We start from the raw sequence: 16,948 nt of genomic DNA on the forward strand, positions 1-16,948 counted from the left end.
ATGTGTAGTATCAAATTCTAAAAAGACATTGATAGACTTTATTTCTTAACACTTTTTAACTCATGATTATATATATATATATCAGGTCCTTTAGGCAAATTGGAATTTCATTTTGGTAATTTTGAACTTATTTTCTTTCCTGAAGAGCTTTTTATTTCTATTGGAAATACATTTTTTTCTGTGAAAATGATAAAATCTGGATAATTTTGAGAACCAAATGGTTGTTTTATAAAAATTTTGTTTAGTTTAGTAAATTTATTTTCGACTAACTCAATTCTATCCTTTGATTGAATCTCATTTCTTAAACTATTTCATTTTTCTTTTATTTCAGTTTCACTCATTTGGTCTTCATACCCTTTTAAAGAAGCGAAGAATCTCTTTTGATTAGTTGCTGATTGTCCAGGAATTTCTATTATTCCATGTGATATTAAAATTTGTTTGAATTCATCTTCGAAGTTATTTTCACTCATTAGAACATGAGATGATAAGAATTCTTTTTTATTATTTTTCAACTCATTAAACAAATCAACTAACTTTTGTCTGCTTCTGTCTTTCATGCTATCCCCCTTTCTTGCAATTATAAGAAAAAAGAATTTTTGCATAAATGCAATATGCAAATTTTACAAATGACATTTATATTGAAAATACTTAATGAAACAAAAAAACAGCTATTGCTGTTCATGTATTTTTTGATAATTACAGTATGTAAATCTATAAAACTCATAAATTATCAAGTTTCTTAATAGCAGGGAGCTTATACAACTTATTAATTCTGGTATACGAAACTATAGCAATTACTCCACAAACTATAACTGTTACTGAATATGCAATGTAAGTTCATGAGTATCCAACTAAATCATTAATCGCTGTAAGTCCAATTATTAATAATGAAGACATTATAATTCTGAGCACTATCGATAACCCATTTTGTAAATGGAACTTATCTTTTTCAAATAATTGATATGACTTGCTATAAAATCCTGGTAAGAACATGCTAAACACCAATTGTTGTAGTGCATTAATTGAAAAGTAACTAATTAAAATAAACTGTTTATTTGAAATGAATGATAATGACATTCAAATGATACTCAATGCAATCATTCCAAAAATTATTCATCTAAGATCAATTTTTACTTTGTATTTATTTAATAAGAAAACAACAATTACACCAGCTAGACTTAATAGAGCTAAAACAATTGTGAAATAGAAACTTCAATCCTCATATTTATAATCACCAACTCATTTGAAAAATTGAATAACTCCTGATTGTTTAGGAAATAAGAATATTCCAATTACTAAGGATGAAGATAATATGAATATTCATGAAAATAACTTAAATTTATAACTTAAAATCTTATGTGATTTATAATTTGCTTTTGCTTTATCGACAAAAACAGTCATTTCTGATTCAGTTTTTAAACTTCAATAAAGTAAACCAGATAATATGTAAGTTAGCATATTAAAAATAACTAAAGAATAAAAAGGTAAATACTTATAAAGTAAGAGTGACAATATTGGTGATAAAACTAATCCAATTGATATGGCAAAAGAGTTGCCGATGTTAAATTTATTTAACTCATTTTTATCTTTTGCTAAAAAGTAAAGAATATTCTTAAGGTGTATAAATCTATAGGAATGGACAGTTCCTAAAAGTGTACTTGTCACAATTAAAATAATTGAAAACGTATGTGTAGATAAATTATTGATAAAGCCAAAATAAGTACCTAAAGGTATTATCAACAATATTGAACTAGCAATATCACAAATAAGAAGAGCAACTCTATCAGGTAGCAACTTAACAAGTTTTGATGAGATTGCATAAATGATTAACGATGGTAATTGTACTAATAAATACAACAATGTAACTAATCAGAAATCTCCAGTTATTTTGTAAATATATAAACTAGAAGCTAATTTAAATGCTTCTGACCCGATTGATGATAATGAAATACTACTTATATATTTTGATAAGTTAGCATTCAAGCTTCTAAATAGCGACATAATACCCCTCATTAATGTATGGTATTTAATTATACATTCATTTATGCATTCGAGATGAAAAATGAATCTTATATCTGATATTCAAAGAAATTTAAGCTCAAAAAAGCTAAATAAAAACCAAAACCATTTTAGTTGCATTTCTATAGTAAGCATCAAAAATAAGTTAAATATTTTTCAACAATTTATTTTATTTTACTTAAAAAGAATATAATAAAAGTAAGAGGATCTATTATGAAAAATACAAAATTAATTTTAAGCATCTTCACTGCAGGAGTTATAGCACTACCAACTGTTTCGGTATCTATAAATAATAATGTTCATCCAAAACAAAAAGATGAAAATGAAATGAAGCAATTTTTAGTAGATTCTGAAATTGCACGTTTATCTAGATTAAGCGGTAAAACTCAAAAATTTAAAATTGTTAAGGAAATAAAAGACATTCAAAATAATAACTTTTTACTTATTGCTACAGATGAAATGTTTTCAGTTATAAATGCAAATACTTATACATCAAACGAAATTCATTATGAAGCAATAAAAGATGAATTATTAAATTCAGAAATAATATATGATCGTTGATTTGGGTTACTTATACAAAAGGAGGAAGACACATACGAGAGTATATATAGTGATAAGAAAATCTCAAAAAGTGATTTATTAAGTATATACACACCAGATGAACTACATAAAGTAGAGGAATTTAAACAAAATCAAATATTAAAACGTGAAAAAGAAATTAAATACTCTAAATTTAAACCAAGAAAGCCTTGAGTCGACTTAGATTTAAATAGAACTAACTATAATTACGATGGACATTTTAATGTAAGTTCAACAGTGCCCTATGCATGATGATTTGCAACAAGGAATAATTATGAATCTGCTGGATACGTAGATTTATTCGCTGATGGAGTGACTAATGATGATAAAGCAGGTTTATGTGAATATGTTGCGCTTAGTCAATTGCTACTTTACAATCATTTATTTGTAGATGGAACTGTTTTTACACAGGATCAGTATGACAAATTTATCAAAGAAGCTCCTCAAAATAATATCAGACATTGAGAGCACACTTCTCCAGTGTTTAAATATAAATACTCTTATTATCACGAAAATAATGTTCAATATAAAGACTATAAAAAATCTTTAACCTACCATTTATATCAACTTGCTGATAAACAAATAAATTTAATGACACCTAATTACTATCGACTTGCGTTTGACAGATTTAATAAAAACGAAAAAAGCTCATGAGACAATTATGGAAAGTTTGGTGGATACTATAAAGCTTGAGAGAATGTTAAAAAGGGTATGCCTGTTATATTAGGTGCAGCACCTTTCTATTCCAATGGTTGACATAATCATGCATATTTAATGTACGGTTATGATGATAATTCAGATATGTTTTTAGGTTCTATGTGTTGAGGACAAGAAAAAAGAAATACAATTTTATACTCATACTATAATGGTGCTTGAGGTTCATACTATTTCACTATAGGAAGTTTAAAACCAAAAAATGCTAGAAAACAACCAAGACTGTTTAAATATAAAGATAAATTATATACTGGTGAAGAAATTAATAATTTTATTCTAAAGAAAGAACCCTTAAAATAATGTTAAGAAAAAACTGATTAAAATTTTCAACTTTAAGTGCATATTTAATTTTCTTATTTTCTCTTGTGGTTGCTTTACCTATTTATGCTGTAGATTTATATAAAACTAGTTTGCCACATTTACCAGAAGGAATACATAAAACTTATTCTGATGGCGCTTATCTGTTTTTCGCAGGTGACTATCTCTTCACATATTTTATCTGTATATTTATAATAATACATAATGTTATATACTTAAGAAAAGTTAACAAGAATAGTTGATTCACAAGTTTCTTCCCTTTCTTGTGTGAAAATATAAAGATTCAATATTCATTTGCATATAAAATGAAATTTATTGCATTTATATTCACATATATCATTGTTGTTCCAATTCTTATAACTGGTTTAGTTTTTCAATTTATATTCAATTCCTTTGGACTTAACGCATATATTTCTATGCCTCTCATCGCTTCAGTTGCTTACATAATATTATCACTAGTAATTTTCATATTCATTTGCATTTTAGTTTTTCAAGATGGTAGAAAATTATATTTAACAAATAAAGAAACAACTACTAAATAAGTATGAGTTCTATTAATTAATAATCAAACTCTAAAGAAAGAAGGTTTAATAAAATCATGTTAAGAAAAAACTGGTTAAAATTTTCAACTTTAAGTGCATATTTAATTTTCTTTTTTTCTCTTGTTATAGCCTTACCGATTTATGCTGTAGATTTATCTTCTGTAAGATTGTCAAATATACCAGGTCTTGCAATAGAAGTACCTGATTATATTCCTAAATGCATTGGAGACGGTGCTTACCTAATTTTTGCAGCACACTATATCATCACATATTTTATCTGTATATTTTTAATAATACATAATGTTATATACTTAAGAAGAGTTAATAAAAATAGTTGATTTACGAGTTTATTTCCATTCTTGTGTGAAAATATAAAGATTGAATATTCATTTGCATATAAAATGAAATTTATTCCATTTATATGCACATATATCATTCTTGTTCCAATTTTTATAACAGGTATAGTTTTTCAATTTATATTCATTTCTGTCGGATATCCAAAGAGAATTTATATTTCTATACCTCTAATTAGTTTTACTACTTGCACAATATTATCACTAGTAATTTTATTCTTCATTTGCATTTTAGTATTTCAAGATGGCAAAAAGTTATATTTAGCAAGTAAACAAAATAAGAGCACTGATAAATCTTTTACTTATTGAATTAAGTAAAATAATATATTTTTCAATCTTAAAAATTAGTACAAAAAATACAAACATCCTAGTTAGCAAGTGATATTTGTATTTTTATATAACTTTTTTGAGGTTTTATTATTTAGATGAATCAAGAGCTAATTGTGTTAATGTTTTTACCATTACACCTGTAGGTCTTGAAGCGATATCTGCTGTTCCTGCAACATCTAAGTGAATGTATTCAACATCTTCTGTGAATTCTTTTAAGAACATAGCAGCTGATGATGAACCTCCACCAATACCGCTTAAGTCAGTGTTCTTAAGGTCGGCAACTACTGAGTTTCTAATTTCTTTAGCAAAAGCTTCATCAAGAGGCATTCTTCATACTAATTCATTTTGCTCTTTAGCAGCCTTTAATAATTCTTCTCAAGCAGCATCTGTAGTAGCTCATGCACCTGTGTATGTTTGTCCTAATGCTACTAAAATAGCACCTGTTAATGTAGCAACATCAACTAATCTTGTAGCTTTTAAGTTTCTTACAGCGTATGTTAATCCATCAGCCATAACTAATCTACCTTCAGCATCTGTGTTGTTAATTTCAACTGTTTTACCATTCATTGATGTTCAAACTGAATCAGGTAATGAAGCATCCCCATTAACTCTGTTGTCTGTAATACACATAATTGCAGCAACATTTGTTTTTGGTTTTAATTGAGCAATAGCTTTAAGAGCTGAAGCAACAAACACAGAACCTGACATGTCAAATTTCATACCTAACATGTTTCTACCTGTTTTAATGTTGTATCCACCTGAGTCAAATGTAATTCCTTTACCTACATAAACTGTTTTTTCGTTTGATTCAGGGTTCCCGTTGTATTCAATAACAACAACTCTTGGTTCAAACATACTTCCACGGTTAACTGAAAGTAAAAGTCCCATTTTTTGCTCTTCAATTTGTTTTTTGTTAAGAACTGTAACTTTTAAGTTTGAGTATTGTTCTAAGTCTTTTCTAACAACTTCTGCTAATCATTCTGAGTTACAAATGTTTGGTGGTGTCACTTGTAAGTTTCTTGCGAAGTTAACAGCTTCTGATAATACAACTGCTTGTTTTAATGCATCTGCATATTCATTTTCATCTTTAACTGATAATAAAGAAATTGCAAATTTTTCATGTTTTTTAGTTGTTTTAGCTGAATATAAATCAGCATTTACATAGTTGTAAGCTTCAACAAAAGCTTTAACAACTTGTGCTAATGTAACTCTTTCTGTTACAAATGAATCTAAATCAACTTGAACATCTCTACCTTGATTTGTAAAGAATCCTTTTGCAAATTTAGCTACTGAATCAAAAGATAATTTATCTTTTTCTCCCATAAATACAAGAGCTTCATTTTTATCAAAGTATTCTGTTACAACATTATTTTTTTGAATTAATGTTGATGGTAAGTTTTCATCATTTTTATAAACTGCTTTTAAAAGCATTGAGTTATTTCTAACTTTATCAACTGTTTTAATCATAATTTCCTTTCATACAAATATAAGTGAGTTATTTAATATTTTATAAATATTAAAGTTTCTAAATAAGTAAGTAAATTATATTACTTATTTTCGTTTAATAATGCATATTCAACTAATGTTGCGACTAATGCACCTTGTGGTTCACCTTGAACATCTGCAGTACCAGCAACATCACAGTGAATGAAATCAATATCTTTAGTGAATTCTTTTAAGAACATTGCTGCTTGTGATGAATCAGGTCTAACTTTTGAACTTCAGTTAGCTAAATCAGCAACTTTTGAGCTCTTGTTACCTTTATTATAATCTTCGTGTAAAGGCATTCTTCAAACTTTTTCGTTCGCTTCTTTAGAAGCTGCTAAAAAGTCATCTCATTTTGAATCATTTGTTGATCAGATTCCTGTGAAAGTATTTCCTAATGCAGTTAACATTGAACCTGTTAATGTTGCAACATCAATGATTGTTGTCGGTTTTAATTTGTCAGCTGCATAAAAAATTCCATCAGCTAAAACTAATCTTCCTTCAGCATCTGTGTCAACTACTTCAACTCATTTACCTGACATAGATTGGTAAACGTTTTCTGGTAATGAAGCATCATTGTTAATTCTGTTATCTGTAATACACATAACAGCAGAAACATTAACATTGGCTTTTAATTGAGCTAAAGCTTTAACTGCATAAGCTGCAATTACTGAACCAGACATATCATATTTCATACCTTCCATATGATATCCTTTTGTATTAACTCCACCAGTGTCAAATGTGATACCTTTTCCGACAATAGAAATATGTTCTTTTGATTTTTTGTTTCCTTTATAAGATACAACTACAACTCTTGGTTCATGAACGCTTCCTTTATTAACAGATAATAAAAGACCCATATTTAATTGTTCAATTTCTTTTTTAGTTAAAACTGTTAATTCAAGACCTTCAATTCCTGAAAAATCATTTGTAATCTCACTAGCTAACATTTCTGAGTTTAAGAAGTTTTCTGGTTTAATTTGAAGATTTCTAACATCATTAATTGCTTTTGCAACTACTTCAATTTTCTTAACTAATTTTGTTGAAACATTTTCGTTTCTCACATACACATAGATGTTTTTGAATTTTTCTTTATCTTCTTCAATTGATTTTTTGAATAATTTCACTTGTCCAAATAATAATTTTGAGTAAATAATTCTGAATGTTTTTAAAACATCATTATTTAAAACAAATGATTCAACATCAACTTGATAATCCCTATTAACTGAAGTTGCTAAATTCTCAAATAAAGCTGCTAATTCATCAAATGATTGATGTTTTTTATCAATGTAAATGTATGAAACATTTTCACTTAAGTTGTCTGTAATTTTTCCATTTTTAGTAGCTACATAAGAAGGAAAATCTTTATTTTCATAAGCCGCTTTTAAAACTAAAAAATCTTTTTTAAGTTCTTTAATTACTTTAATCATTTTTTATTTCTCCTTACCTTGATTATCTTTTAAATATAAGTTAATTACTGTTGAAGCTGATTGCCTGTAAGCTTTTTTAAGTGGTCCAGCTCCTAATTTTGTTCCACCAAAATATCTAACAACTGCAACTAAAACATTTTGCGCTTTTGTTAGTCTAATTAATTCAAACATAGGCTTACCAGCTGTTCCACTAGGTTCTTTATCATCTGAAAATCCACCTGTTTCAGCACCATTTGAATTTGATAAATATGCATAACAAATATGTCTTGCATCTTTATATTGTTCTTTAAGATCCTTTAGAATTTGGTTAACTTCTTCTTTTGAAGAAACTGGATATAAATAACCAATAAATTCTGATTTCTTGATAATTAACTCGTTCTTATACATAAATTAAATTAATTATAATTTAATTTAATAAACTAACTAAAATTAATTGTTAAATTAAAACCTAACTACTAGAGTTAGGTAAAAAAATTATTTGTTAGCTTTTTCAACTGCTTGAACAAAATCTTGATTTGATGAATCACTTACATTTTGTAATGCAGCTAAAACTTCTTTTTTATTTTTTCTATCTAAATCAGGAATAATAACTTCTAAATGTAATCTTAAATCACCTTCCATACCTCTGAAGTGAACTCCTTTTTTAGGAACCTTAATCACTTTTGAGTTTGTGTAGGTTTTCTTCATTTTAATTTTTACATTCCCTCAAGGAGTTGGGACGTCAACTGTGTTTTCTAACATAATATCAATGAATGAAACTGGAAAGTCCATTTCAATATCCATTCCATCTCTTTCATAATATTTATGAGGTAGCACATTAACTGTAATGTATAAGTCTCCCGGTGTTCCACCATTTTTACCTAAACCACCATATCCAGCAACTTTTAATCTTGTTCCTGAAACTGTCCCTTCCTCTATTTTAATAGAAACAGTTTTTTGGATAGCTGAGTAACCTTCACCACGACACTTTTTACATTTTGAAACAGTAACTTTACCTTTTCCATGACATGTTTCACAAACAACCTGTTGAACTTGTTGACCAAAGAAACTATTAACAACTCTTCTTTTGTGTCCTACTCCATTACATGAACTACATGTTTGTAAATCATTTGGATTTTCTGCTCCAGTCCCTGTACAGAACATACACATTTCTCATTTATCTAATTTCTCTTTAATTGTTTTTCCTTTAAGAGCATCCATAAATGAAATGTTTATATTAGTTCTATAATCATCCCCTCTTTGTTGGTATGAACCTTGTGAACTTCTTTGTCTTCTTCCTCCAAATCCACCGAAAATGTTTTCAAAAATATCTTGAAAATCTTCAGAAAAGCCTTGTGCACCACCGAATCCACCACCATAGTAGTTTCCACCTCCTGGGTTTGCTCCTGCTCTTCCATTAGCGGCATCGTGTCCGTATTGGTCATAAACTTTTCTTTTCTCAGGGTCTGAAAGAATTGAATAAGCTTCATTTAATTCTTTCATTTTTTCATCAGAAGTTCCATCTTTCAATTTATCTGGGTGATATTTTTTAGCTAAACTTCTGTAAGCTGTTTTAATTTCTTGTTCAGTAGCTGTTTTTGAAACACCTAAAATTTCATAATAATCTCTTTTACCCATAGTTTTATTATTTTAGCATAAAACTCAGTTATTTGCTAATATTTAAATGATTAATTATTTGCTTCTTATATTCAATAAAAATAAGCTTGTTAATTTCACTGTTTACATCATTGACATAGGCGTAAAAGTCGTGAAATGAATATCATATAGCTTGTAAAACTGAAACATTAAGTCTTTGGGTAATATCGTGATTTTGACAAATAAAACCTAAATTAAAATCAAAAGAAATAAAGTCGTTAATTCTTCCACATCTTTTGCAAGAATTAAATGATAAATCAATACCAAAGTATAGTAATGAGTGTGCATAAAAGTATGTCGAAACTTTAGTTCAAGGTACATTATTAAAACTATCAAAATGTCTATTGTATTCAGCAAATAAATGATTTCTAGTTCTTATATTCTGGAATAAAAAGTTCAAACTATTAAATAGCTTAATATTATTTAAATTAGTAACATCAAGTAATTTTATTGTGCTTGATTTTTTTAATCTTCCATACTTATTTTGTGTTCTTGAAGCAAAATATTCAATTTCAACAATTGAACCAACTATTAAGTTACTTCTATTTTTTGAATGTACATTATTTAGACCTCTAGCAACTAAATCTAATCTCCCAAAAGCAGTGAAAAAACTGACAATATGCTCATTGTCTGATATTTCGTGTAAGTTTAAAACTATTGCGTTTTTGATTGTTTCAGCCATAATTTCACCGCTTATTAGAGTGTATAAATATTATATATTTATAAAAATAAATTAAGGTAAAATATATATACTTTATCAAACACGGAGGTTTTGGATGGATACATTGCAAATTAAACAAATGTTCATTGATTCAATTTCTAAAGTTCCAGGCGTAAGATTCTTACACGAACCAACTTTAGATATCAATTGTGAACCTGGCACAATTGTCAGATTAAATCCTGAAGAATATTTTGAAAACATTGAGGTTTTATTAACTGAAAATTCACGTGTTGAAATTAAGGCAGCAATTACTGTTTTTGATGGGACACCAATTAAATTCATCATTTCACAAATTTACAAAATTATGGAAATGAAATTAAAGGCTAAGAAATTTAAATTCAATAAACTAATTATCATTGTCAAGGGAGTAACCAATGAGTAAAAGTAAGAAAGTAGATAAAAGAAATATCCTGAATGGTTCCGAGTTAGCTAAAGCATTTTTATCAGGAGCTAAAGCATTAGTTAATGCAAAAAACAAAATCGATGCGTTAAATGTGTTTCCTGTCCCTGATGGAGATACTGGAACAAATATGTCTTCAACAATAGCGGCTGCTATACCTGATTTAGAAAAAGCTCAAAATGAACCAGTATATGCTATTACTAAAAAAGTTTCAACAAATATGATTTATGAAGCTAGAGGAAACTCTGGTGTTATCCTTTCACAAATTTTCAAAGGATTTGCTTTAGGTACAGATGGTAAAGTTGAATTAAATACTCAAGATTTAATCCAAGCTTTTGAGAAAGCGACTGAAATTGCTTACAAATCAGTTTTTAAACCTGTTGAGGGAACAATTCTTACAGTTATTAGAGAAACAACCGAAAATCTTAAAAAAGAATTCGATGGCAAAGACATTCACTATTCAGTATTCTTTGAAGAAGTTGTTGCGTTTGCACGGAAAAGTTGTGATGAAACACCTAACAAACTTAAGAACTTAAGAGAAGTTGGAGTTACCGATAGTGGTGGTGAAGGTCTTTACACAATTTTCTGAGGAATGAATGAAGCTCTTCACGATAGACCAGTTGAACTTAAAGATAATTCAGATGAAGTTACAAACTTTATTGGTGATAGCGAAGTTTATGAAGGAGAATTTGGTTACTGTACAGAAGTTCTTATCGATTTAACTGAACCAACTAAATTCAAGAAAGCAAACTTTGTTGCAAAACTTGAAAAATTGGCTAACTCACTTGTTGTTGTTTCTGACGACAATATCCTTAAAGTTCACGGACACACAGTTAAACCTGGTGTTATGTTAAACTTTGCTCAACAATATGGTGAATTTATTAAAATCAAATCAGAAAATATGACACTTCAAGCTAACTATTCAAAAGCTAATGCCGAAAAACTTAAAGAGTCACAATTACAACATAGTGAAGAAAGTAGAACACCTTGTGGAATTATCTCATGCAACTTAGGTTCAGGTATAGTCGCAAGAATGAAAGATTTAGGTTGTGACTTTGTTGTCGAAAGTGGACAAACACAGAACCCATCAGCTCAAGACTTGATAAATGCAGTTAATAATGTAAATTCAGATTCAGTATTTATTCTTACAAACAATTCAAACATCATACTTGTTGCACAACAAGTAGCGCAAGTTATCCAAGACAAAAACGTTATTATTATTCCTACAAAAACACAAATCCAAGGAATAACAGCTATGCTTAATTTCAATCACGAATCTTCAGTTGAAGAGAACGTTGAAATGATGAATGAGGCAATTGCTAATGTAACTACTGGTGAAATTACAAAAGCAATTAGAAACACAAAATTAAATGGTGTTCAAATCAAAGATGGTGATTATTTATCTATCATCAATGGAAAAATCACTGCAAGTTCATCAAAACTTTTAGATGCTGCTAAAAAAATAGTTAAAAAAGCAATTACAGAAGACAAAGAATTAGTCACAATTTACTACGGTGACGAAAGCTCACTTGATGAAGCTGAAGAAATCCTTAACTTCATTGAATCAAACTATGATATTGAAGTTGAAATTATTGAAGGTAATCAACCTACATATCAATTCATCATTGGAGTTGAATAATGAAAGACTATAAATTCAAAATTGCTTTTGACATAAATGGAAATGATAATGGTCCAAGTGCAGCAGTTGAATCTGCTAGCAAATTTGCTCTTCAATTCCCTGATACACAAATTCAACTAATTGGTGATATTTCAAATATTGATAAAACAAAACTTCCTGAAAATATCTTACTTATTGAAAACAAAAATGTTCCTAGTGAACCTAAGAACATTAGAAAATCAATGAACGAAGATACATCAATGAATCTTGCAATTAGTAAAGTTATAAACAATGAAGCTAATGCAGTTTTATCAAGTGGAGATAGTGGAGTTTATATCTCAACATTAACACTTAAATTAAAAAGATTACAAAACATTTCTAGACCAGCATTTATGCCAGTTGCTACATCTATTTTAGGTAGCAAATTGCTATTTTTAGATGTAGGTGCTAACTTAGAAACAAAAGCACAATATTTAGTTGAATGAGCTATGCTTGCTTCATTGTTCTATAAAACAATGTTTAAAGTAGCAGAACCTAGAGTTTCACTTATTAACATTGGAACTGAAGATTACAAAGGTCTTACATCAACTAAACAAGCTCACGAATATTTGAAAACATTAAATGATGTTAACTATGTTGGTTTTATTGAATCAAGAGAATTATTTAATGGAAACATTGATGTAGCTGTTGTAGATGGTTATGCAGGTAACACAATGCTTAAAAGTTATGAAGGAGCAATTGGTGCATTTTCAAAAGCACTTAAAGGTCAAATATTAACTAAATTAAAATACAAAATTGGTTATTTACTTTTAAAAGGCGCATTTAAAAATGTTGGTAAGTCACTTGACTATCGTTCAGTTGGTTCTGCTTGAGTACTTGGTGTTAATGGACTAGCAATTAAAGCTCACGGTTCATCTGACGCAAAAGCTTACTACAATGCATTATTATCGATTCAAGAAGCTCTTGAAAATAACTTACTAGAAAAATTACAAACATTATCAGATTCAATTAAAGTTGATAATTTAGAAAGTGAAGAATAATATGGTTAATTCACTTAAAAGCTTTTTTCAAATAAATAATATTCAACCAATTAGAACAGACTATTATCTATTAGCAATTACACATTCATCTTTTAATAGAGATAAAGATGACAACTATGAAAGACTTGAATTTTTAGGAGACTCACTTCTGCAATTTGTTAGTTCAAACTACATATTCAGAAAGTATCCTGAATTATCACAAGGTCACGCAACAAGATTAAGATCAACTGCAGTTAGAACGGAAGCGCTTGCTAAAATATCTAATGAATTAGGTCTTTTAAAAATCTTAAGAACAGGACCTGGAAAAATGCGTGAATCAGTGATTAATTCACCAAAAGTTCAAGCAGACGTGTTCGAAGCAATGATAGCAGCTATATTTTTAGATCAAGGATTTGAAAAAGCTTCACAATTCATAATCAAACATATATCTCCTATCATTGACTCGGTACACAATGACGAAAATAAAGATCCTAAAGGACAACTACAAGAATACTTTCAAAGTATAACAAAGGAAAGTATCACATATCAAACTGATCAACTCAGTGATAAACGTTTTTTAGCAAAAGCTAAACACGATGGTGTTATTTATGGTGAAGGTGTTGGTTTAAGCAAAAAAGAAGCTGAAACTAATGCTGCTATTGATGCACTACAAAAGCTTAAAGATAAAATTGAGGTGCAATAATGAAATTAGTAAAAATCGAAGCACATGGTTTTAAATCATTTGCTGAACCTGTAATCTTACGTTTCGATGGAGGTGTTGCTGGTATTATCGGACCAAACGGTTCTGGTAAAAGTAACATCAACGATGCTATTAAATGAGTTTTAGGGGAACAAAGTTCTAAAGAACTTCGTGGAGACTCAATGCAAGATGTTATCTTTGCTGGTTCTAAAACAGCTAAACCAATGGACTTTGCAAGAGTTACATTAACTTTTGATAACAAAAACTCAAATAACTCAATTCCTGATGAAGTTGTAACAATCACACGTGAATTACAACGTGGTAAAGGTGTAAACAACTACTATATGAATGGGCAACCTTGCAGATACAAAGATATTAAAAGTATTGCAATGGAAACAGGTATTGGGAAAAGCTCATTAGCTATTATTTCTCAAGGGACTGTTTCAGACATCGCTGAAGCATCTGACGAAGATAGACGTGGAATTTTCGAAGAAGCTGCTGGAGTTTCTAAATTCAAATTCAAGAAAACTGAATCAGAAAGAATGCTTAAAAGTGCTGAAGATTCAATGAATCAACTTGAGCCTAGAATTTCAGAGCTTGAAAAACAACTTGGACCATTAAGAAAACAAGCTGAAAAAGCTTTAATCTACAGAGATAAAGCAGAAGCTCTTAAAAAAGTTGAAATCCCATTCTTAGCTAAAGGAATAAAAGAAAATAAAAGAATTTACGAAGAATTAGACGAAGAACTTCGTGGTGTAGACGAAACAATGCAAAAATACAAAGAAGAAATTGCTAGTTTACAAATCGAAATTAAAAACGCAAAAGTTGAAAAAGAAAAAGCAAGACAACAAGTTGATGAGCTTGAAGGAACATACAATGGTATGGCTTCAAGATTAAACTCATTAAACTCAACAATTGATCAACAATTTGCAAAAATTAACTTAATCACAAGTGGACAAGTAACAGTTGATAATGATGAAGCTATCAAATCATATGCAAGTGCAATTAAAAGACTTGAAGCTGAATTACTTTACAACACACATACTTATGGTGAACTTAAAGCTCAATTTGAAGAAACTAGAAAACAAATTGAAGAAGATACAAACTTAGTAAACAATTTAAGAATCGCTAACCAAAACCACAGAGACAACTTAATTTCTGCAAAAACGACTTTACAATCTTTATACAGAACTAAAGAATCTAAATTAAACCTTTTCAAAGGTCCTAAAACAATTATGGAAAACAAAATGTCTTTCAAAGGTGTTAAAGGACTTGTTAGAGATTTAATTAAAGTTAAACCAGAATACATCACAGCTATTGAAACTGTTTTAACTCACGCTGCACAACACATTGTTGTTGATATTCCAAACACAGCTGTTAAAGCAGTTGAATTCCTTAAACAAAACAATGGTGGTAGAGCAACATTTATTCCTCTTACATCTATCCAAGAAAAATTTGTTCGTGATGACTATTTATTAGCAGTTACAGGACACCCTGGATTTGTTGCTCTTGCTTCAGATTTAGTTGATGCAGATCCACAATATTCAGTTTTAGTTAAATTCTTATTAGGGAACGTTGTAGTAGTTGATGATATTAAATCAGCTAATGCAATTTCAAACCTTCTTGAGAAAAAATATATGATTGTAACTCTTGATGGTGACATCATCCGTGTTGGAGGGGTTATCGTTGGGGGAACTGCTCAAGAAAGTGATAACGTCTTAGGTATTGATGAAAAAATTGCTAACCTTGAAAACAAAATCGCTGGTATTGAACCAATGATTAAGAAAAATGAACAACAAATCGAACAATTATCATTTAGACGTAACCAATTAATTCAAAAGAGCAGAAGTACTGAATTAGAAATTCACAACTTAGAAAACTCAATCAAACAAAAACGTGAAGAAGTTACAAACTTAAAAGGAAAAGTTGATGCTTCTTCATTATCACTTGATGATTTCGAAAACTCTGAAACAGTTATTGAAAGAAACAAATTACAAGCAAAACTTATCGTTGTTAAAAATGAGCTTGCTGTTGCTAAAAACTTATATCAATCTTGAGATGAAGCATTATCACTTTACAACACTAAATTATCAGATGCTCAAGATTCTCAAAATGCCTTAAACAAAGGTTACAGCAGCAAAATGATTAACAAATCTGAATCATTCAAGATTTTCACTGAATATACAAACAGATTAGCTAACGTTTACCATATGACAGTTGAATACGCTGATCAAAACTTTGTTTTAGAAATTTCTTATGAAAAAGCAAAAGAATTTGTTGAAGAATTAAGACAACAAATTGCTGAACTTGGAAATGTTAACTTAGAATCTATCGAACAACTTGAAGAAGTTGAAAACAGATATGACACATTAGTAGCTAACAGAGATGAATTAGTTCAAACAAGAGACACTTTATACCAAGCTATCGCTGAACTTGACAAAATCATTGTTACAAGACTTACAAATGTTGTTCACGATGTTAACCAAGAATTCAACAACGTATTCAAATCTATGTTCGGTGGAGGAGCTGCTGAAGTTAGATTCGTTGAACCTAATAATATTTTAGAATCAGGAATCAGCATCTTTGCTCAACCTCCTGGAAAAAGTGTTAAAAACCTTAAATTATTCTCAGGAGGAGAAAAAGCGCTTATTGCTATCTCATTATTATTCGCCATCTTAAGAGCTAGACCTCTTCCATTATGTATTCTTGATGAGGTCGAAGCTGCGCTTGATGAAGCTAACGTTGTTAGATATGCAGAATACTTACAAGAACTTAAGAAACAAACTCAATTCATTGTTATCACACACAGAACAGGAACAATGCAAAGAGTTGACTCATTATTTGCTGCAACAATGCAAACACGTGGAATTACAAGTTTCTTCAGTATTCACTTAAAAGATGTTGAAAAATACATTACTGAAGAAGCTAACTAATTCAATTTGATAGTTGACTATCACAAGAAATTGTGGTAGTTTTTTGTTTATCTAAATTTCTAAAAAATAAGCAAAATAACGAAATTTTGCACTTTTATGACCCTATTTTTTTTTTTTTTTTGCTTTTAGGACTTGCTGACTATGGTTTCCGT

General features: G+C 29.2%; 14 protein-coding genes. 7 read left to right on the plus strand and 7 right to left on the minus strand.

Annotated elements, in window-relative coordinates; all coding sequences use genetic code 4:
• Positions 1-38 precede the first annotated feature (38 nt).
• Positions 39-557 carry a hypothetical protein gene (locus tag ACMZI9_RS02250; protein ID WP_416099194.1) on the minus strand — a complete coding sequence of 173 codons (519 nt, stop codon included), beginning with the start codon at positions 555-557 and terminating at the stop codon, positions 39-41.
• A 154-nt stretch (positions 558-711) separates the two neighbouring features.
• Positions 712-2,001, minus strand: coding sequence for an MFS transporter (locus tag ACMZI9_RS02255; protein ID WP_416099195.1), 1,290 nt, complete (start codon positions 1,999-2,001; stop codon positions 712-714).
• A 231-nt stretch (positions 2,002-2,232) separates the two neighbouring features.
• On the opposite strand from ACMZI9_RS02255, the gene ACMZI9_RS02260 reads away from it, so the two are divergent.
• On the plus strand, positions 2,233-3,612 hold the full coding sequence (locus ACMZI9_RS02260; RefSeq protein WP_416099196.1) for a putative cysteine peptidase: 1,380 nt from the start codon (positions 2,233-2,235) through the stop codon (positions 3,610-3,612).
• Positions 3,612-4,172 (plus strand): hypothetical protein, encoded by a 561-nt coding sequence (locus ACMZI9_RS02265; protein ID WP_416099197.1) that lies wholly within the window; start codon positions 3,612-3,614, stop codon positions 4,170-4,172. Before ACMZI9_RS02260 ends, ACMZI9_RS02265 begins: the two co-directional genes overlap by 1 nt.
• A gap of 770 nt (positions 4,173-4,942) precedes the next feature.
• Here ACMZI9_RS02265 and ACMZI9_RS02270 read toward each other — a convergent pair.
• From ACMZI9_RS02270 to recO, 5 genes are all read right to left on the minus strand, one after another.
• On the minus strand, positions 4,943-6,322 hold the full coding sequence (locus ACMZI9_RS02270; protein WP_416099198.1) for a M17 family metallopeptidase: 1,380 nt from the start codon (positions 6,320-6,322) through the stop codon (positions 4,943-4,945).
• Between the two features lie 80 nt (positions 6,323-6,402).
• On the minus strand, positions 6,403-7,770 hold the full coding sequence (locus ACMZI9_RS02275) for a M17 family metallopeptidase (RefSeq protein WP_416099199.1): 1,368 nt from the start codon (positions 7,768-7,770) through the stop codon (positions 6,403-6,405).
• Between the two features lie 3 nt (positions 7,771-7,773).
• Positions 7,774-8,157: an IMPACT family protein gene (locus ACMZI9_RS02280; RefSeq protein ID WP_416099200.1), complete on the minus strand. Its 384-nt coding sequence runs from the start codon at positions 8,155-8,157 to the stop codon at positions 7,774-7,776.
• An 87-nt stretch (positions 8,158-8,244) separates the two neighbouring features.
• Positions 8,245-9,387, minus strand: a complete 1,143-nt coding sequence (locus tag ACMZI9_RS02285) for a DnaJ C-terminal domain-containing protein (protein ID WP_416099201.1) — start codon at positions 9,385-9,387, stop codon at positions 8,245-8,247.
• 28 nt (positions 9,388-9,415) lie between these two features.
• Positions 9,416-10,087 (minus strand): DNA repair protein RecO, encoded by a 672-nt coding sequence (gene recO / locus ACMZI9_RS02290; protein ID WP_416099202.1) that lies wholly within the window; start codon positions 10,085-10,087, stop codon positions 9,416-9,418.
• 94 nt (positions 10,088-10,181) lie between these two features.
• Here recO and ACMZI9_RS02295 point away from each other — a divergent pair, with 94 nt between their 5' ends.
• From ACMZI9_RS02295 to ACMZI9_RS02315, 5 genes are read left to right on the plus strand one after another with little or no spacing between them, the layout of a single operon-like run.
• Positions 10,182-10,508, plus strand: coding sequence for a hypothetical protein (locus ACMZI9_RS02295; protein ID WP_323176703.1), 327 nt, complete (start codon positions 10,182-10,184; stop codon positions 10,506-10,508).
• On the plus strand, positions 10,501-12,165 hold the full coding sequence (locus ACMZI9_RS02300; protein WP_416099203.1) for a DAK2 domain-containing protein: 1,665 nt from the start codon (positions 10,501-10,503) through the stop codon (positions 12,163-12,165). The genes ACMZI9_RS02295 and ACMZI9_RS02300 overlap by 8 nt, the downstream gene beginning before the upstream one ends.
• Complete coding sequence (plsX, locus tag ACMZI9_RS02305) at positions 12,165-13,184, plus strand: phosphate acyltransferase PlsX (RefSeq protein ID WP_416099204.1); 1,020 nt, start codon at positions 12,165-12,167, stop codon at positions 13,182-13,184. The genes ACMZI9_RS02300 and plsX overlap by 1 nt, the downstream gene beginning before the upstream one ends.
• Before the next feature lies 1 nt (position 13,185).
• The gene (gene rnc / locus ACMZI9_RS02310; RefSeq protein ID WP_416099205.1) at positions 13,186-13,866 is read left to right on the plus strand and encodes a ribonuclease III; all 681 of its coding nucleotides are present in this window, start codon (positions 13,186-13,188) and stop codon (positions 13,864-13,866) included.
• A complete protein-coding gene (locus ACMZI9_RS02315; RefSeq protein WP_323176707.1) occupies positions 13,866-16,796 on the plus strand; it encodes an AAA family ATPase in 2,931 nt (976 codons plus the stop codon). Before rnc ends, ACMZI9_RS02315 begins: the two co-directional genes overlap by 1 nt.
• Positions 16,797-16,948: the final 152 nt, after the last annotated feature.

The organism is Mycoplasma sp. 4079 (assembly GCF_047785185.1).
Taxonomy (GTDB): Bacteria; Bacillota_I; Bacilli_A; order Mycoplasmatales; family Metamycoplasmataceae; genus Mycoplasmopsis.